This window comes from Ancylobacter koreensis (assembly GCF_023016525.1).
GTDB classification, from domain to species: Bacteria; Pseudomonadota; Alphaproteobacteria; order Rhizobiales; family Xanthobacteraceae; genus Ancylobacter; species Ancylobacter koreensis.
The window spans coordinates 109,869-133,971 of the sequence record NZ_JALKCG010000005.1 but is presented as its reverse complement, the minus strand read 5'-3'; the positions used below and the strand labels follow the sequence as shown (position 1 = coordinate 133,971).

The following is a 24,103-nucleotide window of genomic DNA, read 5'->3' as shown; positions in this document are numbered from 1 at the left end:
GGCGCTGCCGCACGGCGCGCCTCCGGCCTTCGGGCCGGCTTTCCTATCCGGGCTCATCGGCGGAGGTGGCATGTCGGCAGGGCGCAGCGCCCCGAGCGGGCGGAACATCTCGCCGGCCGCCCTCGTCGAGGCGCGGCGGCTCTATGAGGAAACGGCCGTTCCGGTGGAGAGCATCGCGGTGCTCCTCGGTGTCCACAAGACCACCATTTTCCGCCATGCCCGCCGCGAGGGATGGCGCTCGCGCCGGCTCGACTCGCCGTCGCGGCCGCTCGCCCTGGCCGGCAGGCCGGCGCCGCCGCCCGCTTCGGCCGCCGTCCACTATCCGACGGCGGCCGAAGCGGGCGGGGAGACCGCCCCGCGCCGCGCGCTGATCGGGCGGCTGATCCACCGCATCGAGGCCGAGATCGCCGCCATCGAGCGGTTGATCGGGCTCGGCGGCGGCGCGGCCGTGACGCCGGAGGCGAGCCCGGCCGATGCCGAGCGCGCGGCGCGAACGCTCGCCGTGCTGGTGCGCACGCTGCGCGAGCTGGCGGCGTTGGACAAGGCCGGGCCGGACGGGGACGAGGATGACGCCAGCCGCGATGCCGACGCCTTCCGACGCGAGCTTGGCGACACGCTTGAGCGCGTGCTGGCGGGCCGGGAAGCTTCCTGATCTCGTCGCCGCGCTGCCGCCGGACACCACGCAATGGCTGCTGCATCACTGGCCGCTGCTCGGCCGGCCGGCGCAGCTTCCGCCGCGCGCGGCGCAGGGCGGCGGGGACTGGCTGACCTGGCTGGTGCTGGGCGGGCGCGGCGCCGGCAAGACGCGGGCGGGCGCCGAATGGGTGCGCGCGCTGGCGCTCGGCCGTGAGCCCGCGCTGTTCGGCCCGCCGGCCCGGCGCATCGCGCTGGTGGCGGAAAGCCTTGCCGACCTGCGCGAGGTGATGGTGGAGGGCGTCTCGGGCCTCCTCGCCGTGCATCCGCGCGCCGAGCGCCCGAGCTGGGAGCCGACGCGCCGGCGCCTCGAATGGCCGAACGGCGCCATCGCGCAGGGCTTTTCCGCCGACGACCCGGAAAGCCTGCGCGGGCCGCAATTCGACGCCGCCTGGTGCGACGAGATCGCCAAGTGGCGCTACGCGCAGGCCGCCTTCGACATGCTGCAGTTCGGCCTTCGGCTCGGCCCCCGGCCGCGCCAGATGGCGACGACGACGCCGCGCCCGACCGCGCTGGTGCGTGCGCTGCTCGCCGACCCGCGCACGGCCGTCACGCGCATGGGTACGGCGGAGAACGCCGCGCATCTGGCGCCCGGCTTTCTGCAGACCGTGGCCGGCCGCTATGCCGGCACCCGGCTCGGCCGGCAGGAGCTCGACGGCGAACTGATCGAGGACCGCCCCGACGCGCTGTGGAACCGCGCCGCGCTGGAGGCGGGACGGGTGAGGGCGACGCCCGAACTGATGCGCCGCATGGAACGCATCGTGGTGGCGGTCGACCCGCCGGCCTCCTCAAGCAAGCGGGCCGATGCCTGCGGGCTGGTCGCGGCGGGCATCGACGCGGAGGGCCTCGTGCATGTGCTGGCCGATGCCAGCGCGCAGGGGCTGACGCCGAACGCCTGGGGCGCGCGGGCGCTCGCCCTGTTCCACGAGCTGGAGGCCGACCGCGTGGTGGTGGAGGTCAACCAGGGCGGGGAGATGGTGCGCACCATCCTCGCCGGCCTCGACCCGGCCGTGCCGGTGACGGAAGTGCGTGCCACGCGCGGAAAGTGGCTGCGTGCCGAGCCGGTCGCCGCGCTCTACGAGCAGGGCCGCGTGCGCCATGCCGGCGCGTTTGCCGAACTGGAGGACGAACTCTGCGATTTCGGCCCCGGCGGCCTGTCGAGCGGCCGCTCGCCCGACCGGCTGGACGCGCTGGTCTGGGCCGTCACCGCGCTGGCGCTCGCCGGCAAGGACGCCGCGCCGCGCGTGCGGCGGGTGTGAGGGACTCGGGCGCCTCGATGCCCATGTCGGCATGTCATTGCCGTCATCCCGGACGGCCTTGTTTCAAACCGGAGCCCTTCGATGAAGCTCTTCTCCTTCCGCCGTGCCGCGCCGGACACCAAGGCGTCGCGGGCGCAGGCGCTGGTGGCGCTGCTCTCCGGCCAGCGGCCGCAATGGACGCCGCGCGACTATGGCGCGCTGGCCCGCGAGGGCTACCAGCGCAATGCCATCGCCCATCGCTGCGTGCGGCTGATCGCCCAGAGCGTCGGCGAGGTGCGCCTCGTGCTGATGGAGGAGGGGCGCGAGATCCTCGCCCATCCCCTTCTCGACCTGATGGCGCGGCCCAATGCGCGGTTGTCCGGGTCGGGCTTCATGGAGGCGCTGGCGAGCCATCTGATGATCGCCGGCAACGCCTATGTGGAGGCGGTGGCGCTGGGCGGCGCGCCGCGCGAGCTGCATGTGCTGCGCCCCGACCGCATGCGGGTGGTGCCGGGCACCGATGGCTGGCCGCAGGCCTATGACTACACGGCCGGCGGGCGCACCGTGCGCTTCGCGCAGGAGGGGGCCGGGCAGCTTGTCGCACCCATCCTGCATGTCGCGCTGTTCAACCCGCTCGACGACCATTACGGCGCCCCGCCGCTGGAGGCGGCGCAGGTGGCGCTCGACCTGCACAACGCCGCCGGCGCCTGGAACAAGGCGCTGCTCGACAATGCCGCGCGCCCCTCCGGCGCGCTGGTCTATGGCGGGGCGGGCAACCTCTCCGACGAGCAGTTCGACCGGCTGAAAGAGGAGCTGGAGGCGAATTTCGCCGGTGCCGCCAATGCCGGCCGGCCGCTGCTGCTGGAAGGCGGGCTCGACTGGCGCCCGCTCTCGCTGACGCCGAAGGAGATGGATTTTCTTGAGGCGCGCAACGCGGCGGCGCGCGAGATCGCGCTCGCCTTCGGCGTGCCGCCCATGCTGCTCGGCATTCCCGGTGACGCGACCTACGCCAATTACGCCGAGGCGAGCCGGGTGCTCTGGCGCCAGAGCGTGCTGCCGCTGGCGCGCCGGCTGGCCGGCGAGCTGTGCCAGTGGCTGGCGCCCGCCTTCGGCACCGCGCGGCTGTCGCTGGAGCCCGATCTCGACGCGGTGGAGGCGCTGCACGGCGAGCGCGAGGCGCTGTGGCGCCGGGTAAGCGAGGCCAGTTTCCTCACCGACGACGAAAAGCGCCAGGCGGTGGGTTACGGGGCGGGCGGGTAGCGCGATTTACCTTCACCCGTGTCCCGGACAAGTGATGCCGGAGGCGGAACGCCGATCCGGGGGCCAGCGAAAAGGTTTCGGCCGAAGAGTCTCTGCTGGACCCCGGATCGGCGCCACGCAGCGCGTGGCTTGTCCGGGGAACGGCGCACTTGCCTCGGCACGCGATCCCGGCTCTTCGCTTCGGCCGGGATGACGACCAGACGCGTCGGAAGGCGCCCGCGCAGGGAGGCAAACCATGCAGACGCTCTTCACCGCCTTCTCGCAGAAGGCCGACATCGCCCATCTCGCTTTGCTGCTGTGGGCGCTCGGCGCGTCGGCGCTGGCGGCGGCGGCGATGCGCGAGCTCTCCGCCGCCGCGCGCCGCTTCGACGAATTCGTGCGCGAGATCGCGCGCTTCAACGCCCTGTTCGGAGACGAGAAATGACGTCGAAACCCCGCATCCGGGCCTTCCTGCCCGGCGGCTTCTACGGGCTCGCGCCCCGGCTGCCGGCACCGCACCGCGCCGGCGAGGCACCGCAGGTGTTCCGCCAGTTCGGCCGCACGCTCGACCGGACCTTCGGCCGGCTGGAGCGCACCGCCGCCACCCGCCGCGCCGGGAGCGGGGGAGACGGCGCATGAGCGGGCGGGTGGAGATGCTCGCCTGCCACGGCGCGCCGCCGCTGCAGACCAAGGCGCAGGCCGGCGCGCTCGCCAGTGTCGCTCCGGACGGCAGCTTCGAGGGCTATGCGGCGCTGTTCGGCCGCGTCGATCTCGGCCGCGACCTGATCCTGCCCGGCGCCTTCGCCCGCTCGCTCGCCGAACGCGGGGCCGGCGGGGTGCGCATGCTGTTCCAGCACGACCCGGCCGAGCCGATCGGCACCTGGCTGGAACTTGCCGAGGATGCGGTCGGGCTGCGCGTGCGGGGCCGGCTGGCGCTCGATGTCGCCCGCGCCCGCGAGGTGCTGGCGCTGATGCGCGCCGGGGCGCTCGACGGGCTGTCCATCGGCTTCCGCACGGTGGAGGGGCGCACCGATCCGCGCACCCGGGTGCGCCGCCTCTCGCATATCGACCTGTGGGAAGTGTCGATCGTGACCTTTCCCATGCAGCCGGACGCGCGGGTCGCCTCGGTGAAGCGCGGCGACGGCACGCTCGCCTCGACCATACGCCGCGGCGCCCGCCGCCTGCGGGCCCTGCCGGGGTCGCGGCCGGCGATGGCGTGAGGGGTACGGGCTGCGGGATCGGCGCGTAGCGCCCGTGTCCCGGCCCAGCGACGCCGAGGCGGAGCGCCGCGCCGGGACCCAGCGAAAGGGTTCGGCCGAAGATTTCCCCTGGACTCCCGGATCGGCGCCACGCGACGCGTGGCTTGTCCGGGGAACGGGGGCGCTTTCGTTCGTTTTTCCCAAACAGGACATGAACCACATGCAGCCGAGCAATCCCTCACCCGAGATGAAGTCCGTCGGCCCCGAGGTCTCGGCGGCCTTCGAGGAGTTCATGGGCGCCTTCGAGGCGTTCAAGGACGCCAACGACCAGCGGCTTGGCGAGCTGGAGCGGCGCGGCGGCGACGCCGTGACCGCCGACAAGGTGGAGCGCATCGGCGCCGCGCTCGACACGCAGAAGGCGCTGATCGACGAGCTGGTGCTCAAGGCCCGCCGCCCGGCGCTGGGCGGGGGCGGCGACCTCGCGAACGATCTGGCGGCGCGCGAGCACAAGAACGCCTTCGAATCCTATGTGCGTACCGGCGAGGCGGCCGGGCTGAAGCGGCTGGAGGCCAAGGCGCTTTCCGCCGGGGTCGGCGCGGACGGCGGCTACACCGTGCCGCACGAGACCGAGCGCGAGATCGGCCGCCGGCTCACCGCGCTGTCGCCGATCCGCGCCATCGCCGATGTGCGCACCATTTCGCAGGGCACCTACAAGAAGCCGTTCATGACCTCCGGCCCGGCGGTCGGCTGGGTCGCCGAGACCGGCGCCCGCGCGCAGACCGCCAGCCCGGTGCTGGACGAACTCGCCTTCCCGGCGATGGAGCTCTACGCCATGCCGGCGGCGACGCAGACGCTGCTGGACGATACGGCGGTCAATATCGACGAGTGGCTGGCCATCGAGGTGGAGGCCGCCTTTGCGAGCCAGGAGGGCTCCGCCTTCATCGCCGGCGACGGGGTGGGCAAGCCGAAGGGGTTTCTCGCCTATGACAGCGTGGCGGAGAACGCCTGGACGTGGGGCAAGCTCGGCTTCGTCGCCACCGGCGCGGCCGGCGACTTTCCCGCCGCCAGCCCCTCCGACCCGCTGGTCGATCTCGTCTATGCGCTGAAGGCCGGCTACCGGCAGAACGGCAGCTTCGTGATGAGCCGGCGCACGCAGGGCGCGGTGCGCAAGCTGAAGGACGAGAACGGCCAGTATCTGTGGGCGCCGCCCACCGCGCCGGGGGCGCAGCCGAGTCTGCTCGGCTTCCCCGTGCACGAGGCGGAGGACGTGCCGGACATCGAGGCCGGCAGCCTCTCCATCGCCTTCGGCGACTTCCGCCGCGGTTATCTCGTGGTCGACAGGGCCGGGGTGCGGGTGCTGCGCGATCCCTATTCCGCCAAGCCTTATGTGCTGTTCTACACCACCAAGCGGGTGGGCGGCGGCGTGCAGGATTTCGACGCCATCAAGCTGCTGAAGTTCGCGGCCTGAACAGAAAGAAAGGGCGCTCCCTCGCGGGAGCGCCCCCTTTTTCGACGACGGTCAGTCAGTCGGTTCAGTCCGTCAGGCGTCCGCTCACTTGGTCGAGCGGGCGTTCTGCTCGACGGTCTGGTTGATGTAGGCGTCCGACACGGTGGGGGTGTTGACGGTCGCGTTGCGGCCTTCGACGACCTGCGCCTGAGCCGGCGGGCTGATGCGGGTATAGAGGGTGGCATCGCGGCCGGCGGCCTGCGCGGCGACGGAACCGAGCGTGGCGAAGGCCACGGCGGCGAGAACGATCTTGTTCATGGTAAGCACTCCTGGAGTTTAGGCCGGCGCGCGCTCGAACGGGGCGCCGGGATCGGGCGAATGCCCGTGGAGGGAAGGTCGGGGCGGCCGGTCCGGGTCAGACCCGGGCCGGCCGAGCCGTTCACTTGGTCGAGCGGGCGTTCGCCTCGACGCTCTGGGCGATGTAGGCGTCCGAGCCGGCCGGGGCGGACACGGCCGCATTGCGGCCCTCGACGACCTGCGCCTGCGTCTGGGCCGGCGGGCTGATGCGGGTATAGAGGGTGGCATCGCGGCCGGCAGCCTGCGCGGCGACCGAACCGAAGGTGGCCAGAGCCACGGCGGCGAGGATGATCTTGTTCATGGTAAGCACTCCTGATGGTGGGTGGGCGGCCCGTTTCGGCCGCGCCGTTTTCATGAGGAGAAGCTAATCCCGGCATCGGCGCAGCGCCAATTGTGTTGCGGCGCACATAAGTTTGCATTAATGCAAACAACTCTGCGTGTTCGACTCTGGCGAAAGCCAGATTGAGTGCCTACCAACGACCCTTTCCGATAAGATCGTATGCGCTGGAAACGTAGCGTCCCGCTGGGCCGGGCGCGCCTGCGGCCGCCCCCCGTCAGGGCCCTGTAAAAAGGTGCCGGCCTGCCATCTTTCTTAAGATAGCGACGCTTTCGGGCGCCTGCGGCGCCTCGTCAGCGCGCGATTCCCCGCACCGTGGCGTCGATCCAGGCGCGTTGCGGGCCGACCAGCGTGGCGCCGGTGACGCCGCCGCAGCCGCGCGCGCCGCCCGCCGCCGTCGACCAGCCGATGATTCCCGCGACCTCGCCGTCGAGCAGCACGGGACCGCCGCTGTCGCCGGTGCAGCCGCCACGCGCCGGCCCGTCCGACAGGCGCACCATGATGCCGCCCGTCGTGCCGATGCTCGGCAACTCGGCGCTGCGCAGCGTGCCCGCCGACTTGCCGTCGCCGTCCTTGGTCACGCCGTAGCCGGCGATGGTGAAGGCGGTGCGCTTCGCCGGCAGGGCGACCTGCGCGGAAAGCCGCGCGGGACGGAAGCCCTCGGGCAGGTTCTCGCTGGCGCGCACCACCGCGAGATCGGGGGTCGGGCGGCGGCTCTCGAAGGAATTGGGATCATAGGCCGGGTGCAGCGCGATGCGGCTGACCGGGATGAGGCGCGGCCCCTCCGGCGCGAACACCACCACCGCGTAATCGGCCGCCGGCTGCACGCAATGAGCGGCGGTGAGCAGGAGGTTCGGCGCCAGCACCACGCCGGTGCAGGAGGCCCCGCGCGTCGAGACGATCATCGCCGTCTCCGCCTTCAGCGCCGGATCCGCCGGCTGCCCGCCGACGATGGCGCGGGCGGGGGTGGCGAGGGCCAAGGCGAGGGCGACGGCGAGGCAGGTGGGGGAGATGAGGAGGCGCATCGGCTCGTTCCAGACAAGGGCGCGCCGTTGTGGCCGCGCCTGCCCGCAACGTCAATCGCGCGCCGGCAAGACCCTTCGTTTCCCGGACAAGCGGCGCGCAGCGTCGCGCCGATCCGGGACCCAGGGGGCGGAGGGGTGGCGCTCCGGAGGCGGTAATGCCGAAGGGTGTTGTGCTGGGTCCCGGCGCGGCGTTCCGCCTTTCGGCGTCACTGGGCCGGGACACGCGGGCGCCGGCGGCCTGCCGCTACGTGGCCGGGACGCGGAGCGTCTCGCGCATCGCACATATTCAACAGAGAGGCACCATGCCCGCGATCCTTCTCGCCGGGCCGACGGCCGAGCCGCTGACGCTCGCCGAGGCCAAGACCTATCTGCGCGTCGGCCACGAGGCCGAGGACGCGCTGATCGCCTCGCTGATCACCGCCGCGCGGGCGACCGTGGAGGCGCTGACCCGCCGGGTGCTGATCGACCAGAGCTGGCGCCTCGTGCGCGACGCCTGGCCGGCTTCCGGGCTGATCGCGGTGCCGGTGAACCCGCTGCGCGAGGTGATCGCCGCCCGTGTGATCGACGCGGCCGGCCGCGAGGCCGAGGTGCCGCTCGGCGCCTTCACGGCCGACACGTCACGCCTTCCCGGCGTGGTCCGGGTGGAGCGCGGCGCGGTGCCGGCGCCCGGCCGGCCCATTGCCGGCATTGCGCTCGATGTGATCGCCGGCCACGGTCCCACCGCCGACCACGTGCCGTCGCCGCTCGTCGAGGCGGTGCGGGTGGTGCTGGCGCATTTCTACGAGCACCGCGATGTGCCGGGCCCGGGTGCGGCCTTTCCCGCCCGGCTCGACGCGCTGGTCGTGCCCTACCGGGTGACGCGGCTGTGAGCGCGCTCGGTTCGCTGCGGCACCGGCTGGTGCACGAGACGCCGGTGGAGACGCCGGACGGGCTGGGCGGGACGACCATCGCCTTCATCGCGGTCGACGCATTGTGGGCCGCTATCGAGACGCGCGCCGTGCCCGGTGAGATCGCCGACCGGCCCGGCGCCGTGCTCACCCATGCGGTGACGGTGCGCGCGCCGGCGACGCTTCAGCCGGGCGACCGGCTGAGGTCGGGGGCGCGGCGCCTCCTCGTCGAGGCGGTGCGCGATCCCGACAATCGCGGGCGCTTCCTCGTCTGCGACTGCCGGGAGGAAACGCCGTGAGGTTCGAGGTGCGGGTGAGGGGGCTGGAGGCGCTTAGGCGGCGCCTCGCCGCGATGGGCGAGCGGGTGACGGGGAGGCGGCGATGGTCACGTTGACGGGCGCGGCGGTGGAACTGCGCCGGGCGATCCACGCGGCGCTGCTCGCGGACGGGCCGCTGCTCGCCGCGCTGGGCGGCGCGCGGGTGCATGACGTGCCGCCGGCGGCGCCGGAATTTCCCTATGTCACGCTCGGCGAGGCGCAGGTGAGCGACTGGTCGACCGCCACCGAGAGCGGGCTGGAACATCGCATCACGCTCGCCGCCTGGTCGCGGCAGGGCGGGCATGGCGAGGCGCATGCGATCGCCCATCTGGTGCAGCAGGTGCTGCACGACGCGCCGCTGGCGCTGGAGGGGCACCGGCTGGTCAATCTGCGCATCACAGGCGCCGAGATTCGGCGTGAACCCGGCGGGCGGACCTATCGCGCGCTGATGCGTTTCCGGGCGGTGACGGAAACCGATTGAGATTTTCCGCCCGCGCGAGCTTTCGCGCGCAAGCGATTCCGACGACTCGCGAATCCGCGTGAAGTTGAATCCGAAGATGAAGTCACTTGGCGGGGTTTGCGGAATCGATCCGCGAAGCCTGGAGGATGTTTTCGACGCCTCGTCTGCCGGCCTTCCTCGCCAAATCTACACCGACAGGGTTAACCATCTCTGAATACCGCCCGTTGCGGGCGAGCGCAAGGAAAGGATCGGCCGATGGCGGCACAGAAGGGCAAGGACCTCTTGCTGAAGATCCATGACGGGGCAGCCTACGCCACGGTGGCGGGGCTGCGCTCGCGGCAGATCGCGTTCAACACCGAGCCGGTGGACGTGACCCATGCCGAGAGCGCCGGGCGCTGGCGCGAGCTGCTCGCCGGCGCGGGAGTGAAGCGCGCCTCGGTGGCGGGCTCGGGCGTGTTCAAGGACGCCGCCTCCGACGCGCTGATCCGCCAGAGCTTCTTCGACGGGACGATCCGCAACACGCAGATCGTGGTGCCCGATTTCGGCACGCTGACCGGCCCGTTCCAGATCACGGCGCTGGAGATCGCCGCCGAGCACGACCGCGAGGTGACGTTCGACATCGCGCTGGAGAGCGCCGGCGAGATCACCTTCGCGGCGCTGTGAGGCGGTCCCGCCCCGAGCGCCGTCATCCCCGGGCATGACCCGAGGATCCATGACTTTTTGCGCACTGGGAAGACGTGGATGGCCGGATCAAGCCCGGCCATGACGGTGCTTTCTTGAGCACCGCTGCACACGGCTTCCCTCCGATCCTTCAAAGGGAGCGACCATGACGAACCGGCATCGCGGGGAAATCTCCGCCGAGCTCGACGGGCGGCGTCGCACGCTGGTGCTGACGCTCGGCGCGCTGGCGGAGCTTGAGGACGCCTTCGGCGCCGAGGATCTCGTCGCGCTCACCGGCCGCTTCGCCGGCGGGCGCCTGTCCGCCCGTGACGCCATCCGCATCGTGGCGGCGGGGCTGCGCGGGGCGGGGGAGAGCGTCGCCGAGGAGGAAGTGGCGCGCATGACCACGCCCGGCGGGGCGGCGGGTTTTGCGCGCCTCGTCGGCGAGCTGATCGCCGCCACCTTCGGGGCTGCCGATGCGGGGTCCGACGCGGGCATGGGCGGGGAGGCCGCCCGCGCCCCTTTGCCCCAACCGCCGCCGGCGACGTGACCGGCGGCGCCGCCCTTCCCCGGGCCTTCCCCTGGGCGGAGGCGATGGCCTTCGGCCTCGGGCGGCTGCAGCTTTCCCCGCGCGATTTCTGGCGCATGACGCCGCGCGAGCTCGCCGCCGCGCTCGGCCCTACCGGGCCGGTCCGCGTGCCGCTCGGCCGCGCCGCGCTCGATGCGCTGATGGCGCGGTTCCCGGATTGAGCGGGTGGCCGAAGAATCTTCGCCGGGTCCCGGATCGGCGGTGCGCGAGGCGCACCTTGTCCGGGAAACGTGTTCCCTCGTGTCCCGGACCAGTGACGCCGCAGGCGGAACGTTGATCCGGGACCCGGGGGGAAAACCGCCGCCACGGCGGGCGATATCTGAAACGGGCATGCGAGCGAGGGAGGAGAAGATGGCCGACGAGATGGAGGACGGGCTCACCGTCGAGATCGCCGCCGACACCGGCGCCTTCCGCCGCGAGATCGCCGAGGCCGAGCGGCTGGCGCGCGGCTTCGGGCGGGTGGTCGGCGACGCGCTGACCGGGGCGGCGCTGAAGGGCCGCGAGGCCGACGACGTGCTGCGCGCGCTGGCGGGCCGGCTCTCCTCGCTGGCGCTCGACGTCGCCTTCCGGCCGCTGGAACAGGGCGTCGCCGGGCTGCTGCAGGGCGCGCTGGGCGGGCTCGGGAGCGCGTTCGGCTTCGCGAAGGGCGCTGCGCTCGCCCATGGCCGCGTCGTGCCCTTCGCGCAGGGCGGGGTGGTGGCCGCGCCGACCTATTTCCCGATGGCGGGCGGCGCCCTCGGCCTGATGGGCGAGGCCGGCGCCGAGGCGATCCTGCCGCTGCGGCGCGGGCCGGACGGACGGCTCGGCGTCGCCGCCGGGAGCGGAGCGGGCGGCCGTTCGATGAACGTGACGGTGAATGTCGCCACGCCCGACGCCTCCTCGTTCCGCCGCTCCGACGCTTATCTCGCCGGCCTCGTCGCCCGCGCCGTGGCGCGCGGGGAAAGGAGCCTCTAGATGCCCGCCTTCCACGAGACGCTGTTCCCGCTCGACATCGCGCTCGGCGCGGCGGGCGGGCCGGAGCGGGCGACCGAGATCGTCACCACGCTGACCGGCCGCGAGGAGCGCAACACGCGGCTCGCCCATTCGCGCCGGCGCTGGGATGCCGGCTATGGCGTGACCTCGCTCCCCCAGCTCTCGGCCGTCGTCGCCTTCTTCGAGGAGCGGCGCGGGCGGCTCTACGGCTTCCGCTGGCGCGACCGGCTGGACCATTCCTCCGCCGCGCCGGGCCAAGCGGTGACCCCGTTCGACCAGCCGCTCGGCACCGGCGACGGCGTGCGTGCGGTCTTCACCCTCGCCAAGACCTATGGCGGTGACCACGCGCCCTATACGCGGCCCATCGCCAAGCCGGTGGCCGGCTCGGTGCGGGTGGCGGTGGGCGGGGCCGAGCGCACCGAGGGCGTGCATTTCGCGCTCGACGTGACCACCGGCGCGCTCACCTTTCTCGCCGGCCATGTGCCCGCCGAGGGCGCGGACGTGACGGCGGGCTTCCTGTTCGACGTGCCGGCGCGCTTCGACACCGATTTTCTGGAGGTGAACCTCACCGCCTTCGAGGCGGGGGCGATCCCGCGCATCCCGATCCTGGAGATACGGCCGTGAGAGACATTCCGGACGGGCTCGCCGCCGCACTGGCGGGAGGAGCGACGACGCTGGCGCGCTGCTGGCGGCTGACCCGACGCGACGGCGCGGTGATCGGCCTCACCGAGCATGACGCGGAGCTGTTCGTCGACGGCACGCTCTTTCGCGCCGCCTCGGGCGTGGCCGGCAGCGAGGACGCGAACGCGCTGGGCTTCGCCGTCGGCGGCGGGGAGATGTCGGCGGCGCTGACCTCCGAACTGATCGACGAGGCCGATCTCGACGCCGGCCGCTACGACGGAGCGGCGATCGAGCTGATCCTCGTGGACTGGTCGGCGCCGGAGAATTTCCTCGTGCTGCGCCGGGCGCATCTCGGCGAGGTGCGGCGCGAGGGCGGCAGCTTCCATGCCGAGCTACGCGGCCTCTCGGCGGCGCTCAACGTGGTGCGCGGCCGGCTGTTCACTGCCGGCTGCGACGCGGACCTCGGTGACGCGCGCTGCAAGGTGGCGCTGGACGATCCCGCCTATCGCGCTGAGGGCACGGTGGCGTCGGTGCTCGGGCCCGGCCTGTTCGCCGCGGAGGGGCTGGACGCCTATGTGGCGGGCTGGTTCGCGCAAGGGCGGCTCGTCTTCACCGGGGGCGCAAGTGCTGGCTTCGCCACCGAGGTGAAGGCGCATGGGCGCGACGCCGGCACGCGGCTGGAGCTGTGGCAGCGTCCGCCCGAGCCGCTCGCGTCCGGCGACGCTTTCACCGTGACCGCCGGCTGCGACCGGCGCTTCGAGACCTGCCGCGACCGCTTCGCCAACACGTCGAACTTTCGCGGCTTTCCCGACATGCCGGGCAATGACGCGGTGCTGCGCGTCGCCATGCCGGGGGGCCAGTGATGGACGCGGACAAGGCGCGCGCGGCGATCGTCGCCGAGGCACGCGGCTGGATCGGCACGCCCTATCTGCACCGCGCGTCCTGCAAGGGACAGGGGGCGGACTGCCTCGGGCTGGTACGCGGCGTGTGGCGGGCGGTGATCGGCGCCGAGCCGCAGGACCTGCCGCCCTACGCGCCCGACTGGGCGGAGGCGACGAAGGCCGAGCAGATGGCGGAGGCCGCCGGCCGCCACATGCGCGCGGTGGCGCCGGAGGCCATCGTGCCGGGCGACGTGCTGCTGTTCCGCTGGCGCGCGGGCTTCCCGGCCAAGCATGCGGCCATCCTCGTCGCGCCGGACCGCATGGTGCACGCCCATGACGGGGCGGCGGCGGCCGAGGTGTGCCTCGCCCCCTGGTGGCGCCGGCGGCTGGCCTTCGCCTTCGCCTTTCCGGGGACGTGAGGCGTTCAGTGGGGCCCCCGGCTATTGTTATTCCTGCCCGGTATCCTCCCGCACACCGTCACCCCCGGGCTTGACGGGGGATCCACGGCTCCTTTGCGCCAAAGACGTGGATGGCCGGGTCAAGCCCGGCCATGACGAGCTTCTTTGTCGATGCCGCGATCCCGGACGACGACCCTTCCCTGAATCGGAGCCCTCATGGCCACACTCATTCTCGGCGCCCTTGGCGGGGCGGTCGGCGGGGCGCTGTTCGGGCCGGTCGGTGCGCTGGCCGGGCGGGCGCTCGGCGCGCTCGGCGGTTCGGCGGTCGACAGCCTGGTGCTGAACCCCGGCCGCCGGGTCGAGGGGCCGCGCCTCGCCGAATTCGGCACCATGACGTCCACCGAAGGGGCGGCGATGCCGCGCCTCTACGGCCGCGCCCGGCTCTCCGGCCAGGTGATCTGGGCGGCGCCGGTGGAGGAGGTGGTCTCCACCCAGACGCAATCGGGCGGCGGCAAGGGCGGCAGCATCGGCGCGGGGGCGGGCGGCGTCTCCACCACCAGCTACAGCTATTTCGGCAGCTTCGCCGTCGGCCTGTGCGAGGGGCCGGTGACGCGGATCGGCCGCATCTGGGCCGACGGGCGGCTGCTCGATACGCGCTGGCGTGTGGTGCGTCGGCATCTGGGCGGCGAGGACCAGCTTCCCGACCCGCTGATCGAGGCGCGCGTGCCGGGCGCGCCGGCCTATCGCGGCCTCGCCTATCTCGTTTTCGAGCGGTTGGCGCTCGCCTCCTTCGGCAACCGGCTGCCGCAGATATCGGTCGAGGTGGAGCGGGCGGTCGGCACGCTGGAGCGCGACCTGCGCGCGGTGACGCTGATCCCCGGCGCCACCGAATTCGGCTACGATCCGCGCGAGGTGGTCCGGGTCGACCGGCCCGGCGTCTACCAGCCGGAGAACCGGCACGTCGCCACCCATGCCAGCGACTTTTCCGCCGCGCTCGACCAGCTTCTCGCGACTTGTCCCAATCTGGAGCGGGTGGCGCTGGTGGTGAGCTGGTTCGGCGACGACCTGCGGGCCGGCACCTGCCGGGTGCGCCCCGGCGTCGAGCGACGCGTGAAGCCGACGCAGATCTTTCCGTTCAACGTCGCCTGGCGGGTGGCGGGGCAGCTGCGCGAGACTGCCACCCTCGTCAGCCAGCATGAGGGACGCCCGGCCTATGGCGGCACGCCCTCCGACGACAGCGTGGTCGAGGCGATCCGGGCGCTGAAGGCGCGCGGGCTGGCGGTGACGCTCTATCCCTTCGTGATGATGGACATTCCCGCCGGCAATGCGCGCCCCGACCCGTGGAGCGGGGAGGCGAGCCAGCCGGCCTATCCCTGGCGCGGGCGCATCACCTGCCACCCCGCGCCCGGCCGGCCCGGCTCGCCGGACGGCACGGCGGCGGCGGGCACGCAGGTCGCGGCGTTGTTCGGCACGGCGAGCGCGGCGCATTTCAGCGTTCTCGGCGGACGCGTCGTCTATTCCGGGCCGGAGGAATGGTCCCTGCGCCGCATGGCGCTGCACTATGCCCGGCTTTCCGTGCTGGCCGGCGGGGTGGAGGCGATCCTCGTCGGCTCCGAAATGACGGCGCTGACCCGCGTGCGCTCGGCGCCGGGAACCTATCCCGCCGCCGCCGCCTTCGCCGCGCTGGCGGGCGAGGTGAAGACCATCGTCGGGGCGGGAACCAAGGTCGGCTACGCCGCCGACTGGGCCGAATACGGCGCCGATGTGCGTGACGGCGGGGCGGAGGTGCGCTTCCCGCTCGACCCGCTCTGGGCCGCGCCCGCGCTCGATTTCGTCGGCATCGACTGGTATCCCCCGCTCGCGGACTGGCGCGACGGCGACGCCCATCTCGACGCGCAGGACCATGAGAGCCTGCACGATCCGGCCTATCTCGCGGGCAACCTCAACGCGGGCGAGGCCTTCGACTGGTACTACGCCGACGAGGCCGCCCGCGCCGCGCAGGCGCGGTTTCCCATCACTGACGGCGCCTATGGCGAGCCCTGGGTGTTCCGCCAGAAGGACATTGCCGGCTGGTGGAGCCAGGCCCATCACGAGCGCGTCGGCGGCGTGCGGCAGGCGGCGCCGACCGCCTGGCTGCCGGGTTCCAAGCCGGTGCGCCTCACCGAGATCGGCTGCCCGGCGGTCGACAAGGGAGCCAACCGGCCAAGCGTCTTCCCCGACGCCAAATCGGCCGATGGCGGCCTGCCGCCCTTCTCCAGCGGACGGCGCGACGACCTGATGCAGCGCCGGCTGATCGAGGCGACGCTGACGGGCTTTGCGACCTCGGCCGCGCTCAACCCGGCGGCGCCCGCGCTGCCCGGCGGGCGGATGATCGAGCCGGCGGGCATCTTCGCCTGGAGCTGGGACGCGCGGCCCTTCCCGGTGTTCCCGCTCGCCCGCGACGTGTGGGCGGACGGGGCGAACTGGGAGACCGGCCACTGGCTGAGCGGCCGGCTCGGCGCCGCTCCGCTCGCGGAGCTGGCGGCCGCGCTGGCCGCCGATTTCGGCGTGGAGGCTATCGACGCGGCGGCGCTTTCCGGCGTCGTCGACGGCTATGTCGTGGACCGGCCGATGACGGCGCGGGCGGCGCTGGAACCTCTGGCGCGGGCCTTCGCCTTCGATCTCGTCGAGCGCGGCGAGGGGCTGGCGCTGCGCCGGCGCGGCGGGCGGGTGCGCGCACTCATCACCGACGAGGACATCGCCGCCGGCGAGGACATCGCGCCGCCGCGCTTCGTGCGCGCCGCCGAGGGCGAGTTGCCGGCGAGCGCGACGCTCGGCTTCATCGACGGCAATGGCGACTACCGGCGCGCGACCGCCTCCTCCCGCCGGCTTGCCGGCGCGGCACGGGCGGCCACCGGGCTCGACGTCGCCATGGTGACGGATCCCGGATTTGCGGCGGGACTTGCCGACCGCTTCCTACAGGACATCTGGGCCGGGCGCGACACGCTGAGCCTGACGCTGCCGCCCTCGCATCTGGCGCTGGAGCCGGGCGACCTGCTGCGCATCGAGCGCGACGGACGCGCGCGGCTCATGGAGATCACCGCGATCGAGGACCGCGAGGCGCGGCTCGTCAGCGCGCGCAGCATCGACCCCGCCGTGTTCGACCTCGCCGTGCAGGCGGCCCGGCCGGTCACGCTCGACATGCCGGCCGGAGACGGGCCGCCGCAGGTGCAGCTTGTCGCCTTGCCGCTGCCGGGCGGGGAGGCGGGGCCGGTGCTGGCCTGGCTCGGTGCGTTCCTCGCGCCGTGGCCGGGGAGCCTGGCCGTGTGGCGGGCGGTGGACGGGGCGAGCTTCGAGCGCGTCGCGACCATCCCCGCTCCGGCGGTGACGGGCGCGACGCTCGCCGATCTGCCGCCCGGCCCGTGCTGGCGCTGGAGCCGGACGAGGCTCGAGATCGAGCTCGATGGCGGGCTGATCGCCGCCGCCAGCGAGGAGGCGGTGCTGGGCGGGGCCAATGCGCTCGCGCTGGTCGCGCCTTCCGGCGAGGTGGAGGCGATCCAGTTCGCCGAGGCCGAGCTGATCGGCGAACGGCGCTGGCGGCTTTCCGGCCTGCTGCGCGGCCAGCTCGGCACCGAGGCGCGCGCCGCCGCGCCCTGGCCTGCCGGCACGCGGCTGATCCGTCTCGACGCCAATCTCCTCCCGGTCGCGGGCGGGCTCGACATGCTCGGCCGCGCGCTGCTGCTGCGCGTCGGCCGGGCGGATCGCGACCATGGCGACCCCGCCGTCACCGAGATCGCCGCCATGGCCGGCCCGCAGGCGCTGCGCCCGCTCGCCCCCGTCCATGCCCGCGCCCGCCGCACGCCGGAAGGGGTAGTGCTGGGCTGGACACGGCGCACACGCGGGGGCGGGGATTCCTGGGACCTTTTCGAGGTGCCGCTCGGCGAGACCGTCGAGGCCTACGAGGTCGCCATCCTCGACGGGGAGGCGGTGGTGCGCCGCCTCGCGACGTCCGCCCCCTCCGTCCTCTATGCGGCGACCGACGAGATCGCCGATTTCGGCGCCCCGCAGTCCTTCCTCGATATCCGCGTCGTCCAGCTCTCGGCCGAGGTCGGCGCCGGGGCGGCGCTGGAGACCCGGCTGGCGGTCTGACCCCCGTCCACAGACAGGAAATGCCATGAGCGAGACGACCCCCCTGCTGGCGCTGCCGCTGATCGCGGCGGCGCAGGCGCAGAAGCACGTGACCCATAACGAGGCGCTGCTGCGGCTCGACGCGCTGGCGCAGCTTGGCGTCCATGACCGCACCCGCACGGCGCCGCCGGCCGATCCCGTGCCGGGCGACCGGCACATCGTGGCGGCGGGCGCGACCGGCGACTGGGCCGGACACGCGGGCGAGGTGGCGCTGTTCGACGCCGGCTGGCGTTTCCTCGCGCCCGGCGCCGGCTGGCGCGCCCATGTCGCGGCCGAGGGGCGCACGCTGATCCATGACGGCACGAACTGGCGCGACCTGCTGGCGGCGACGCCGGGCGGCGGCGTGCGGCTGGCTGCCGAGGAGGAGGAACTCGACCTCGCCGGCGCCTTCGTCGAGACGGAGCTCGTCATCCCGAACCGCGCCATCGGCCTCGCCGTGGCGAGCCGGACGCTGGCGGCAGTGACGGGCGCCACCGCCTATGAGGTCGGCATCGCCGGCGAGACCTCGAAATTCGGCGGGCTGCTGAGCGTCGTGCCGGGCGCCACCAATATCGGCGTCATCGGCCCGCAGGCCTTCTATGCCGACACGCCGCTGCGCGTTACCGCGCTGGGCGGCGCCTTCACCGGCGGACGCGTGCGCCTCGTCCTCTCCTACCTCGCCTTCGACATCTGATCCCAACCCCGGAGACACACGATGCCCTACGATCCCGCCAAGGACCCCTGGCGCGGCCGCGCCCTCTCGCCCGCCGCGCTCGGCCGCGCGGGCGCGCCGGTGGTGCCGGACGATGCCGCCGACCTGCCGCGCTACGCGCGCCTGCGGGTCTTCGCCCCGGCGACGCTGGCCAGCGCCGAGGTGCGCATCCTGCCCGTCGACGCGGCGGATGACGCGCCGCTGACCCTGCCGGTGCCGCCCGGCCAGGCGAGCGTGCTCGAATTCCTGGTGCGGCGGGTGCTGGCAACCGGCACCACGGCCGGCCTCGTCATCCACCGGATCGACTGAGATGGCGGCGTCCTTCGCATTACGGCTGGACCTTGCCGGCCGGCATCTGGCGGCGCCGCCCGCCCCGCTCGACGCCTTCGCCGGGCGGATCGAGGCCGCGTTCGGCGTGAAGCGCCTCGCCTCTACCTATGCCGGGCCGTGCCTGCGGGTGCGCCGCGCCTCCGACAACGGGCAGCTCGACATCGGCTTCGCCGGCGAAAGCCTCGACGCCGCCGCGCTGCTCGCCTTCGTCGGCGGCGCCTCGGCCTATGTCGTCGCCTGGTACGACCAGACCGGAAACGGGCGGCACGCGGTGCAGACCAGCGCCGCCGCGCAGCCGCGCCTCGTCGAGGCCGGCGTGCCCGAGCTCGGCGCGAATGGCGGCGCGGCGCTCGCCTTCGACGGCGGAGACGACTATCTGGAGATCGGAGGCAGCACGGGGCTGGCGCGCAATGCCGGCGCCTTTACCGCCGCCGCCGTGCTGGGCGTCGCGACCATCGGGCCCGGCAGCATCCAGCAACTGTTTTACGCGCCGACGACGAGCGTTTCGGTGGCGCGTATCGCTCTCCAGCTCGTGCCGCCCGGCGGCACCTATTACTACGCCCGCCCGGCCGATTCCGGCGCTTCGCCCATCTCCATCTCGCGCTCGCGCGGCACCGCGCGGCGGCTGATCGGCCGCGCCCGGCTCTCCGCCGGGCAGATCGACGTGGCGACCGACGGCGCGATCACCACCGGGCCGCTCAACGCCGCGCTGCCGACCGCCGATGCGGACGGGGGGTCGCTGGCGCGGATCGGGGCGCCGACCTCGGGCGGCAGCAACCGCTTTCAGGGAAGCCTGCAGGCGCTCGTCCTGTCCCGCCAGCCGCTCGACATCGCCGCGCTCGACGGCGCCCTTGCGAGGATCGCCGCATGAGCCGCTATCTGATCCTGCCGACGACGGAGGAAGCGCGGGCACGCTCGCGCGCCGCCTTTGCGCCGCTGCGCCAGTCGGGCGAGCCGGACGGGCCGCTCACCGAGGCGCTCTGGCCGCTGGTCAACCATCCCGACGGGCGTGCGGCGCTGTGCATCCCCGCAACGCCCGGCGAGGCCGGGCTCAGCCTCAGCCAGGCAGCCTATGACGGGCTGCTGACCTCCGGGGAACGCGAGGCGCTGCTCGACGAACTGCCGGCGGCGGAGTGGGAGGGCGGCGACGCCTGAGGCCCATGGCGGCCCGCGCCCGGACTTGTCGGCGGCGATTTACTCGGCGGGGCCGGGGACCTCGGTCGCGGCCGGGCGCGCGGGAGGCGCCGACGGCCGGGCGATGCGCGCTGCCGTCGCGGCGGTCGTCGTCGTGCCGGAGGCGGCGCCGGACGGCGTGCCCGCCGCCGCACGGCTGGCCGAGGGAAGACGGGGGCCGATGAAGCCGGAGGGCCGGGATACCGTCGGCGAGGGCGCGCGCGGCGTCAGCACCGGGCCGGCGGCGATGCGGCTGCGCGCCTCCTCGACCACGGCCGACATCCGCTCGAAGCGGCGCAGGCGGGTGATCTCGCCATTGAGCCGGTCGAGCTCCTCGCCGATGGCACGGCAGATGGCGCGATAGCTGTCCTGGCTGAGCCGGTCGCGCATGTAGCCGAGCACGCGATCCTCGCCGCGCAGCGTGATCGGCGCGGCGGCGAGAAGCGCTTCCGCCTGCACCTGTCCGGAGCTGCGGCGTGCATCATCAAAAATATTCCTCAGGTCGTCGACGAGATTGTCTTCCCTGGGCATGCCGGCGGAACTCCCTTGTGGCGGAACCCACTGACTTCGAGGGGAAATCGTCCGGCAAACCTTGCCGCAGCGCAACCGTGTCCCGGTAGTGGCGTAGTTAATGAATCGTTAATTCACAATTTTCCTGCTTTTTGCGAGGCCATTATGACCGCGTCGAGCTTCGACGAGGCGCTCAGCCGCGTCCTCGCGCATGAGGGCGGCTATGCCGACCATCCCGCCGACCCTGGCGGGGCGACCATGAAGGGTGTGACCCAGCGCGTCTATGACGGCTGGCGCCGCCGGCGCGGCGCGCCCGCGCGGCCCGTCCGCCTGATCGAGCCCGGGGAGATCGAGGCGATCTACCGCCGGCAGTACTGGGAGGCGGTGCGCGCCGACGAACTGCCGGCCGGCATCGACTATTGCGTGTTCGACGCGGCGGTGAACTCCGGCCCGGCGCAGGCGGCGAAATGGCTCCAGCGCGCGCTGGGCGTCTTCGCCGACGGCGAGATCGGCGAGGTGACGCTCGCCGCGCTGGCGGACGCCGACCCCCCGGCGCTGGTCGAGGCGGTCTGCGCGCGCCGGCTCGCCATGCTGCGGGGCCTGAAGACCTACCCGACCTTCGGCGCTGGCTGGATGCGGCGCGTCGGCGAGGTGCGGGCCGCCGCCACGGCGATGGCGCGTGGGGCCGCTTCCGCGCCGCTGGCCCGGCAGGCTTCCGGCGGCAGGGCGCGCCCCGCCGATACCCGCCTTTCGCGTACGCCGGAAGGGGCGGGCGGGCTCGTCGCTGGCACCGGCACGCTGGGCGCCATGGTGGCCGAGCAGGCCGACCGGCTGGCCCCGCTCGCCGCCTATGCCGGCCCGCTGAGATGGCTGTTCGCCGCGCTGGTGCTGGCCGGCGTCGGGCTGACGCTGCACGGCGCGCTGCGGCGCCTCGCCGGGGAGGGCGCGCGATGACGGCGCTGCTCGGCCTGCTGGTGAGCCCGCTCGGGCGGACCGGCGCGCTCGCCCTCGCCCTGCTGGCGGCGGCGGGCTGGATCTATTTGAAGGGACGCAGCGAGGGCCGCGAGGCCTGCCGGCTGGAAGGGGAACGCGATGTGGTGGAGACGATCGAGCGCGCGGATCGCGCGCGTGCTGACGCTGACCGGCGCAATGGCGACGATCGCCGGCTGCGCGACGACGACGCCTTCCGCCGCGACTAGAGGCGCGTGCGGCGCCTTTCGCCCGATCTCCTGGGCGATGGCCGACACCGACCCGACCATCCGGCAGGTGAAGGCGCATAATGCGGTGGGAAAGGCGCTCTGCGGGTGGCGCGGGACGCGGTAGGATGGTGCGTGCCGCCCGATCCCGGCGGCCGGGTCCGTCCCGCGGAGCCTGTTCCATGACGTCCCATGCGCTCGACCTGACCGCCTCGCTGTCCTCCATCGACCCGCTGGTGGCGGCGGCGGTGTTCGTGTTCACCGCCGCCACCGACACGGTCTACGTGCTGTTCAACGCCGCCATCGTCGCCCGCCGGCGCGTCGCGGCGGCGAACTGGAGCGCCGGCTGGTATCTGCTCTCCGCCTTCGCGGTCATCAGCTACACCCAGGAATGGGTCTATGTGCTGTTCGCCGCCTGCGGCTCGTGGTTCGGCGCCTTCGTCACGGTGACATGGCTCGCCTGGCGCGAAGGCCGGCCGGCGCCTTCCTCCTGACATCCTCGCCCCGCAATGGCATTCTCCCCGCGCCGCGCTGCGTCGCGCGGGCAAGCCTGGGGAGAGAACGTGCGCCTGCTTGTCGTCGAGGACGATCCTGATCTCAACCGGCAGCTCCACGAGGCGCTGGTCGATGCCGGCTATGCCGTCGACCGTGCCTATGACGGTGAGGAAGGCCATTTCCTCGGCGACACCGAGCCCTATGACGCGGTGGTGCTTGACATCGGCCTGCCCAAGATGGACGGGCTCTCGGTGCTGGAGGCCTGGCGGCGCGACGGGCGCAAGATGCCCGTGCTGATTCTCACCGCGCGCGACCGCTGGAGCGACAAGGTGCAGGGCTTCGATGCCGGCGCCGACGATTATGTGGCCAAGCCCTTCCACATGGAGGAGGTGCTGGCGCGCCTGCGCGCGCTGCTGCGGCGCTCGGCCGGGCATGCGGCGAGCGAACTTACCTGCGGGCCTGTCATGCTCGACACGCGCTCGGGCCGCGTGACGGTGAACGGCAAGCAGGTGAAGCTGACCTCGCATGAGCACCGGCTGCTCGCCTATCTCATGCACCACACCGGGCGGGTGGTCTCGCGCACCGAGCTGGTGGAGCATCTCTACGATCAGGATTTCGACCGCGATTCCAACACCATCGAGGTCTTTGTCGGCCGGCTGCGCAAAAAGCTCGATGTCGACGTGATCCAGACCGTGCGCGGGCTCGGCTATCTGCTGGTGCCGCCGGAAAATCCGCGTCAGGAAAGCCCGCGCTGATGCGCGCCGGCTCGCTGGCGCTCCGCCTCTTCGCCTCGGCCACGGTGGTCAGCGTCTGCGTGCTGCTGATCACCGGCTTCGCGCTGCATTCGGTCTATCGCGACGCGGTGGAGCGCGCCTTCGACCAGCGGCTCGACGTCTATCTCAAGACCATCGTGGCGGATGTCGCCAATTCGGCCTCCGGCACCATGCCGGAGCCGACCACGCTCGGCGATCCGCTGTTCAACTTCCCCATTTCCGGCTGGTACTGGCAGATCACCCGCACCGACGGGCCGGCGCGGCAGGTGAAGACCTCGCGCTCGCTGCCCGAGGGCACGCTGCCGCTGCTGTTCGAGCGCGATGGCCAGCCCGACCTGTCGGGCCTGCGCGAGGGCTATGGCAAGGGGCCTTCGGACCAGAACCTGCGCATCGTCGAGCGGGTGGTCGATCTCGGCGAGGACGGACGCTACGCCGTGTCGGTGGCGGCCGATGCCGGCGAGATCGAAGAGGAGGTCGCCGCCTTCGACCGCGCGCTGCAGGTGACGCTGGCGATTCTGGGCGGCGCCTTCCTGCTCACCCTCGTCTTCCAGGTGCTGTTCGGCCTGCGCCCGCTCAAGCGCATGCTGGCCGCCCTGCACGCCGTGCGCACCGGACGCGCCGACCGCATCGAGGGCGATTATCCCGTCGAGATCGCCCCGCTCGCCGCCGAGGTGAACGCGCTGATCGAGACCAATCGCGAGATCGTCGAGCGCGCCCGCACCCATGTCGGCAACCTCGCTCATGCGCTGAAGACCCCGATTTCCGTGCTGCAGAACGAGGCCGCGCGCGCCGGCGCGCTGGCGCCCGACGACGCGCTCGCCGCCAAGGTGGGCGAGCAGGCCGAAATCATGAAAGGGCAGGTGGCCCATCATCTGGAGCGCGCCCGCATGGCGGCGCGCGCCACCGTCGTCACCACGGTGGAGGAGGTCGGCCCCATCGTCGAGCGGCTGGCGGGCACGCTCGGCAAGGTCTATCGCGGCAAGGGCGTCGCGGTGGAAGCGGAGGTCACGGAGGGCGTGCGCTTCCGTGGCGAGCGGCAGGATCTGGAGGAGATCGTCGGCAACCTCGTCGACAATGGCTGCAAATGGGCGCGCACGCTGGTCGAGATCACGGTCGCCCCGGCGCCGGCGGTCCTCGGCGAGAGGGACTATTTCGAGATCGTCATCGACGATGACGGGCCGGGCCTGACGCCGGCGGAACAGGCCGAGGCGCTCAAGCGCGGCAAGCGGCTCGACGAGACCGTGCCGGGCTCGGGGCTGGGGCTCTCCATCGTCTCGGAACTGACCGCGCTCTATGGCGGGCGGCTGTCGCTGGGCCGCTCGCCCTTCGGCGGCCTGCGCTGCGTCGTGCGGCTTCCCGCAGCCTGAGGTGCCACGCTACAGGTGACGGGGCCGCGCTTTCGCCCTATTCCTCTCGCTTCGTGCCATTCGTTACGGGATCGAGCCGGA

General features: G+C 73.0%; 31 protein-coding genes. 27 read left to right on the top strand and 4 right to left on the bottom strand.

Annotated elements, in window-relative coordinates:
• Positions 1–70: 70 nt before the first annotated feature.
• From MWN33_RS13425 to MWN33_RS13395, 7 genes are all read left to right on the top strand, one after another.
• A complete protein-coding gene (locus MWN33_RS13425; protein WP_247201536.1) occupies positions 71–652 on the top strand; it encodes a hypothetical protein in 582 nt (193 codons plus the stop codon).
• A complete protein-coding gene (locus tag MWN33_RS13420; RefSeq protein ID WP_247201534.1) occupies positions 618–1,952 on the top strand; it encodes a DNA-packaging protein in 1,335 nt (444 codons plus the stop codon). The genes MWN33_RS13425 and MWN33_RS13420 overlap by 35 nt, the downstream gene beginning before the upstream one ends.
• An 81-nt stretch (positions 1,953–2,033) precedes the next feature.
• Positions 2,034–3,191 carry a phage portal protein gene (locus tag MWN33_RS13415; protein WP_247201532.1) on the top strand — a complete coding sequence of 386 codons (1,158 nt, stop codon included), beginning with the start codon at positions 2,034–2,036 and terminating at the stop codon, positions 3,189–3,191.
• Positions 3,192–3,426: 235 nt separating this feature from the next.
• A complete protein-coding gene (locus tag MWN33_RS13410) occupies positions 3,427–3,615 on the top strand; it encodes a hypothetical protein (protein WP_247201530.1) in 189 nt (62 codons plus the stop codon).
• Complete coding sequence (locus MWN33_RS13405) at positions 3,612–3,809, top strand: hypothetical protein (RefSeq protein WP_247201528.1); 198 nt, start codon at positions 3,612–3,614, stop codon at positions 3,807–3,809. Before MWN33_RS13410 ends, MWN33_RS13405 begins: the two co-directional genes overlap by 4 nt.
• Entirely contained in the window at positions 3,806–4,390 is a 585-nt protein-coding gene (locus MWN33_RS13400) for an HK97 family phage prohead protease (protein ID WP_425532005.1), read from the top strand. The genes MWN33_RS13405 and MWN33_RS13400 overlap by 4 nt, the downstream gene beginning before the upstream one ends.
• A 199-nt stretch (positions 4,391–4,589) precedes the next feature.
• Positions 4,590–5,837 (top strand): phage major capsid protein, encoded by a 1,248-nt coding sequence (locus tag MWN33_RS13395; RefSeq protein WP_247201526.1) that lies wholly within the window; start codon positions 4,590–4,592, stop codon positions 5,835–5,837.
• Between the two features lie 84 nt (positions 5,838–5,921).
• Here MWN33_RS13395 and MWN33_RS13390 read toward each other — a convergent pair whose 3' ends face one another.
• The 3 genes from MWN33_RS13390 to MWN33_RS13380 form a co-directional block, all read right to left on the bottom strand.
• Entirely contained in the window at positions 5,922–6,134 is a 213-nt protein-coding gene (locus MWN33_RS13390; protein ID WP_247201524.1) for a hypothetical protein, read from the bottom strand.
• A 121-nt stretch (positions 6,135–6,255) separates the two neighbouring features.
• On the bottom strand, positions 6,256–6,474 hold the full coding sequence (locus MWN33_RS13385; protein WP_247201522.1) for a hypothetical protein: 219 nt from the start codon (positions 6,472–6,474) through the stop codon (positions 6,256–6,258).
• Positions 6,475–6,803: 329 nt separating this feature from the next.
• Positions 6,804–7,535 carry a S1 family peptidase gene (locus tag MWN33_RS13380; protein WP_247201520.1) on the bottom strand — a complete coding sequence of 244 codons (732 nt, stop codon included), beginning with the start codon at positions 7,533–7,535 and terminating at the stop codon, positions 6,804–6,806.
• A 302-nt stretch (positions 7,536–7,837) separates the two neighbouring features.
• Between MWN33_RS13380 and MWN33_RS13375 the strand changes: the two genes are divergently transcribed.
• The 15 genes from MWN33_RS13375 to MWN33_RS13305 all read left to right on the top strand — a co-directional run bounded on the left by MWN33_RS13375 (position 7,838) and on the right by MWN33_RS13305 (position 19,663).
• A complete protein-coding gene (locus MWN33_RS13375) occupies positions 7,838–8,404 on the top strand; it encodes a head-tail connector protein (protein ID WP_247201518.1) in 567 nt (188 codons plus the stop codon).
• Positions 8,401–8,721: a head-tail adaptor protein gene (locus tag MWN33_RS13370; protein WP_247201517.1), complete on the top strand. Its 321-nt coding sequence runs from the start codon at positions 8,401–8,403 to the stop codon at positions 8,719–8,721. The genes MWN33_RS13375 and MWN33_RS13370 overlap by 4 nt, the downstream gene beginning before the upstream one ends.
• 82 nt (positions 8,722–8,803) lie before the next feature.
• The gene (locus MWN33_RS13365; protein ID WP_247201515.1) at positions 8,804–9,220 is read left to right on the top strand and encodes a DUF3168 domain-containing protein; all 417 of its coding nucleotides are present in this window, start codon (positions 8,804–8,806) and stop codon (positions 9,218–9,220) included.
• A 234-nt stretch (positions 9,221–9,454) separates the two neighbouring features.
• The gene (locus MWN33_RS13360; protein WP_247201514.1) at positions 9,455–9,862 is read left to right on the top strand and encodes a phage major tail protein, TP901-1 family; all 408 of its coding nucleotides are present in this window, start codon (positions 9,455–9,457) and stop codon (positions 9,860–9,862) included.
• 163 nt (positions 9,863–10,025) lie between these two features.
• Positions 10,026–10,409 carry a gene transfer agent family protein gene (locus tag MWN33_RS13355; protein ID WP_247201512.1) on the top strand — a complete coding sequence of 128 codons (384 nt, stop codon included), beginning with the start codon at positions 10,026–10,028 and terminating at the stop codon, positions 10,407–10,409.
• The gene (locus MWN33_RS13350; RefSeq protein ID WP_343313179.1) at positions 10,406–10,609 is read left to right on the top strand and encodes a rcc01693 family protein; all 204 of its coding nucleotides are present in this window, start codon (positions 10,406–10,408) and stop codon (positions 10,607–10,609) included. The genes MWN33_RS13355 and MWN33_RS13350 overlap by 4 nt, the downstream gene beginning before the upstream one ends.
• A gap of 190 nt (positions 10,610–10,799) precedes the next feature.
• Entirely contained in the window at positions 10,800–11,402 is a 603-nt protein-coding gene (locus tag MWN33_RS13345) for a phage tail tape measure protein (RefSeq protein WP_247201508.1), read from the top strand.
• Positions 11,403–12,044, top strand: a complete 642-nt coding sequence (locus tag MWN33_RS13340; protein WP_247201506.1) for a DUF2460 domain-containing protein — start codon at positions 11,403–11,405, stop codon at positions 12,042–12,044.
• Positions 12,041–12,904 (top strand): DUF2163 domain-containing protein, encoded by an 864-nt coding sequence (locus MWN33_RS13335; protein WP_247201505.1) that lies wholly within the window; start codon positions 12,041–12,043, stop codon positions 12,902–12,904. Before MWN33_RS13340 ends, MWN33_RS13335 begins: the two co-directional genes overlap by 4 nt.
• Positions 12,904–13,341 (top strand): NlpC/P60 family protein, encoded by a 438-nt coding sequence (locus MWN33_RS13330; protein WP_247201503.1) that lies wholly within the window; start codon positions 12,904–12,906, stop codon positions 13,339–13,341. Before MWN33_RS13335 ends, MWN33_RS13330 begins: the two co-directional genes overlap by 1 nt.
• Positions 13,342–13,536: 195 nt before the next feature.
• Positions 13,537–17,448 carry a baseplate multidomain protein megatron gene (locus MWN33_RS13325; protein ID WP_247201501.1) on the top strand — a complete coding sequence of 1,304 codons (3,912 nt, stop codon included), beginning with the start codon at positions 13,537–13,539 and terminating at the stop codon, positions 17,446–17,448.
• A 25-nt stretch (positions 17,449–17,473) separates the two neighbouring features.
• On the top strand, positions 17,474–18,160 hold the full coding sequence (locus tag MWN33_RS13320; protein ID WP_247201499.1) for a DUF2793 domain-containing protein: 687 nt from the start codon (positions 17,474–17,476) through the stop codon (positions 18,158–18,160).
• Between the two features lie 21 nt (positions 18,161–18,181).
• The gene (locus MWN33_RS13315) at positions 18,182–18,487 is read left to right on the top strand and encodes a spike base protein, RCAP_Rcc01079 family (protein ID WP_247201497.1); all 306 of its coding nucleotides are present in this window, start codon (positions 18,182–18,184) and stop codon (positions 18,485–18,487) included.
• 1 nt (position 18,488) lies between these two features.
• The gene (locus MWN33_RS13310; RefSeq protein ID WP_247201496.1) at positions 18,489–19,379 is read left to right on the top strand and encodes an arabinofuranosidase catalytic domain-containing protein; all 891 of its coding nucleotides are present in this window, start codon (positions 18,489–18,491) and stop codon (positions 19,377–19,379) included.
• A complete protein-coding gene (locus MWN33_RS13305; RefSeq protein ID WP_247201495.1) occupies positions 19,376–19,663 on the top strand; it encodes a hypothetical protein in 288 nt (95 codons plus the stop codon). Before MWN33_RS13310 ends, MWN33_RS13305 begins: the two co-directional genes overlap by 4 nt.
• A 39-nt stretch (positions 19,664–19,702) precedes the next feature.
• Here MWN33_RS13305 and MWN33_RS13300 read toward each other — a convergent pair whose 3' ends face one another.
• A complete protein-coding gene (locus MWN33_RS13300; RefSeq protein WP_247201493.1) occupies positions 19,703–20,212 on the bottom strand; it encodes a hypothetical protein in 510 nt (169 codons plus the stop codon).
• A 144-nt stretch (positions 20,213–20,356) separates the two neighbouring features.
• On the opposite strand from MWN33_RS13300, the gene MWN33_RS13295 reads away from it, so the two are divergent.
• The 5 genes from MWN33_RS13295 (at position 20,357) to MWN33_RS13275 (ending at position 24,022) form a co-directional block, all read left to right on the top strand.
• Positions 20,357–21,145, top strand: a complete 789-nt coding sequence (locus MWN33_RS13295; RefSeq protein WP_247201491.1) for a glycoside hydrolase family 108 protein — start codon at positions 20,357–20,359, stop codon at positions 21,143–21,145.
• Positions 21,142–21,390: a hypothetical protein gene (locus MWN33_RS13290; RefSeq protein WP_247201489.1), complete on the top strand. Its 249-nt coding sequence runs from the start codon at positions 21,142–21,144 to the stop codon at positions 21,388–21,390. The genes MWN33_RS13295 and MWN33_RS13290 overlap by 4 nt, the downstream gene beginning before the upstream one ends.
• 179 nt (positions 21,391–21,569) lie before the next feature.
• Positions 21,570–21,881 carry a hypothetical protein gene (locus MWN33_RS13285; RefSeq protein ID WP_247201488.1) on the top strand — a complete coding sequence of 104 codons (312 nt, stop codon included), beginning with the start codon at positions 21,570–21,572 and terminating at the stop codon, positions 21,879–21,881.
• 69 nt (positions 21,882–21,950) lie between these two features.
• Positions 21,951–22,637, top strand: coding sequence for a response regulator transcription factor (locus tag MWN33_RS13280; protein WP_247201487.1), 687 nt, complete (start codon positions 21,951–21,953; stop codon positions 22,635–22,637).
• Positions 22,637–24,022, top strand: a complete 1,386-nt coding sequence (locus tag MWN33_RS13275; protein WP_247201486.1) for an ATP-binding protein — start codon at positions 22,637–22,639, stop codon at positions 24,020–24,022. Before MWN33_RS13280 ends, MWN33_RS13275 begins: the two co-directional genes overlap by 1 nt.
• The last annotated feature ends 81 nt before the right edge of the window (positions 24,023–24,103 follow it).

What these genes read in the sequence shown, in the direction of transcription:
- MWN33_RS13405 (WP_247201528.1), top strand. Translation starts at nt 3,612, where the DNA reads ATGACGTCGAAACCCCGCATCCGGGCCTTCCTGCCCGGCGGCTTCTAC.
- MWN33_RS13290 (WP_247201489.1), top strand. Translation starts at nt 21,142, where the DNA reads ATGACGGCGCTGCTCGGCCTGCTGGTGAGCCCGCTCGGGCGGACCGGC.
- MWN33_RS13385 (WP_247201522.1), bottom strand. Translation starts at nt 6,474, where the DNA reads ATGAACAAGATCATCCTCGCCGCCGTGGCTCTGGCCACCTTCGGTTCG.
- MWN33_RS13285 (WP_247201488.1), top strand. Translation starts at nt 21,570, where the DNA reads ATGACGTCCCATGCGCTCGACCTGACCGCCTCGCTGTCCTCCATCGAC.
- MWN33_RS13330 (WP_247201503.1), top strand. Translation starts at nt 12,904, where the DNA reads ATGGACGCGGACAAGGCGCGCGCGGCGATCGTCGCCGAGGCACGCGGC.
- MWN33_RS13325 (WP_247201501.1), top strand. Translation starts at nt 13,537, where the DNA reads ATGGCCACACTCATTCTCGGCGCCCTTGGCGGGGCGGTCGGCGGGGCG.
- MWN33_RS13360 (WP_247201514.1), top strand. Translation starts at nt 9,455, where the DNA reads ATGGCGGCACAGAAGGGCAAGGACCTCTTGCTGAAGATCCATGACGGG.
- MWN33_RS13380 (WP_247201520.1), bottom strand. Translation starts at nt 7,535, where the DNA reads ATGCGCCTCCTCATCTCCCCCACCTGCCTCGCCGTCGCCCTCGCCTTG.
- MWN33_RS13295 (WP_247201491.1), top strand. Translation starts at nt 20,357, where the DNA reads ATGACCGCGTCGAGCTTCGACGAGGCGCTCAGCCGCGTCCTCGCGCAT.
- MWN33_RS13275 (WP_247201486.1), top strand. Translation starts at nt 22,637, where the DNA reads ATGCGCGCCGGCTCGCTGGCGCTCCGCCTCTTCGCCTCGGCCACGGTG.
- MWN33_RS13400 (WP_425532005.1), top strand. Translation starts at nt 3,806, where the DNA reads ATGAGCGGGCGGGTGGAGATGCTCGCCTGCCACGGCGCGCCGCCGCTG.
- MWN33_RS13340 (WP_247201506.1), top strand. Translation starts at nt 11,403, where the DNA reads ATGCCCGCCTTCCACGAGACGCTGTTCCCGCTCGACATCGCGCTCGGC.
- MWN33_RS13345 (WP_247201508.1), top strand. Translation starts at nt 10,800, where the DNA reads ATGGCCGACGAGATGGAGGACGGGCTCACCGTCGAGATCGCCGCCGAC.
- MWN33_RS13305 (WP_247201495.1), top strand. Translation starts at nt 19,376, where the DNA reads ATGAGCCGCTATCTGATCCTGCCGACGACGGAGGAAGCGCGGGCACGC.
- MWN33_RS13355 (WP_247201512.1), top strand. Translation starts at nt 10,026, where the DNA reads ATGACGAACCGGCATCGCGGGGAAATCTCCGCCGAGCTCGACGGGCGG.
- MWN33_RS13390 (WP_247201524.1), bottom strand. Translation starts at nt 6,134, where the DNA reads ATGAACAAGATCGTTCTCGCCGCCGTGGCCTTCGCCACGCTCGGTTCC.
- MWN33_RS13300 (WP_247201493.1), bottom strand. Translation starts at nt 20,212, where the DNA reads ATGCCCAGGGAAGACAATCTCGTCGACGACCTGAGGAATATTTTTGAT.
- MWN33_RS13365 (WP_247201515.1), top strand. Translation starts at nt 8,804, where the DNA reads ATGGTCACGTTGACGGGCGCGGCGGTGGAACTGCGCCGGGCGATCCAC.
- MWN33_RS13315 (WP_247201497.1), top strand. Translation starts at nt 18,182, where the DNA reads ATGCCCTACGATCCCGCCAAGGACCCCTGGCGCGGCCGCGCCCTCTCG.
- MWN33_RS13395 (WP_247201526.1), top strand. Translation starts at nt 4,590, where the DNA reads ATGCAGCCGAGCAATCCCTCACCCGAGATGAAGTCCGTCGGCCCCGAG.
- MWN33_RS13425 (WP_247201536.1), top strand. Translation starts at nt 71, where the DNA reads ATGTCGGCAGGGCGCAGCGCCCCGAGCGGGCGGAACATCTCGCCGGCC.
- MWN33_RS13375 (WP_247201518.1), top strand. Translation starts at nt 7,838, where the DNA reads ATGCCCGCGATCCTTCTCGCCGGGCCGACGGCCGAGCCGCTGACGCTC.
- MWN33_RS13415 (WP_247201532.1), top strand. Translation starts at nt 2,034, where the DNA reads ATGAAGCTCTTCTCCTTCCGCCGTGCCGCGCCGGACACCAAGGCGTCG.
- MWN33_RS13410 (WP_247201530.1), top strand. Translation starts at nt 3,427, where the DNA reads ATGCAGACGCTCTTCACCGCCTTCTCGCAGAAGGCCGACATCGCCCAT.
- MWN33_RS13310 (WP_247201496.1), top strand. Translation starts at nt 18,489, where the DNA reads ATGGCGGCGTCCTTCGCATTACGGCTGGACCTTGCCGGCCGGCATCTG.
- MWN33_RS13320 (WP_247201499.1), top strand. Translation starts at nt 17,474, where the DNA reads ATGAGCGAGACGACCCCCCTGCTGGCGCTGCCGCTGATCGCGGCGGCG.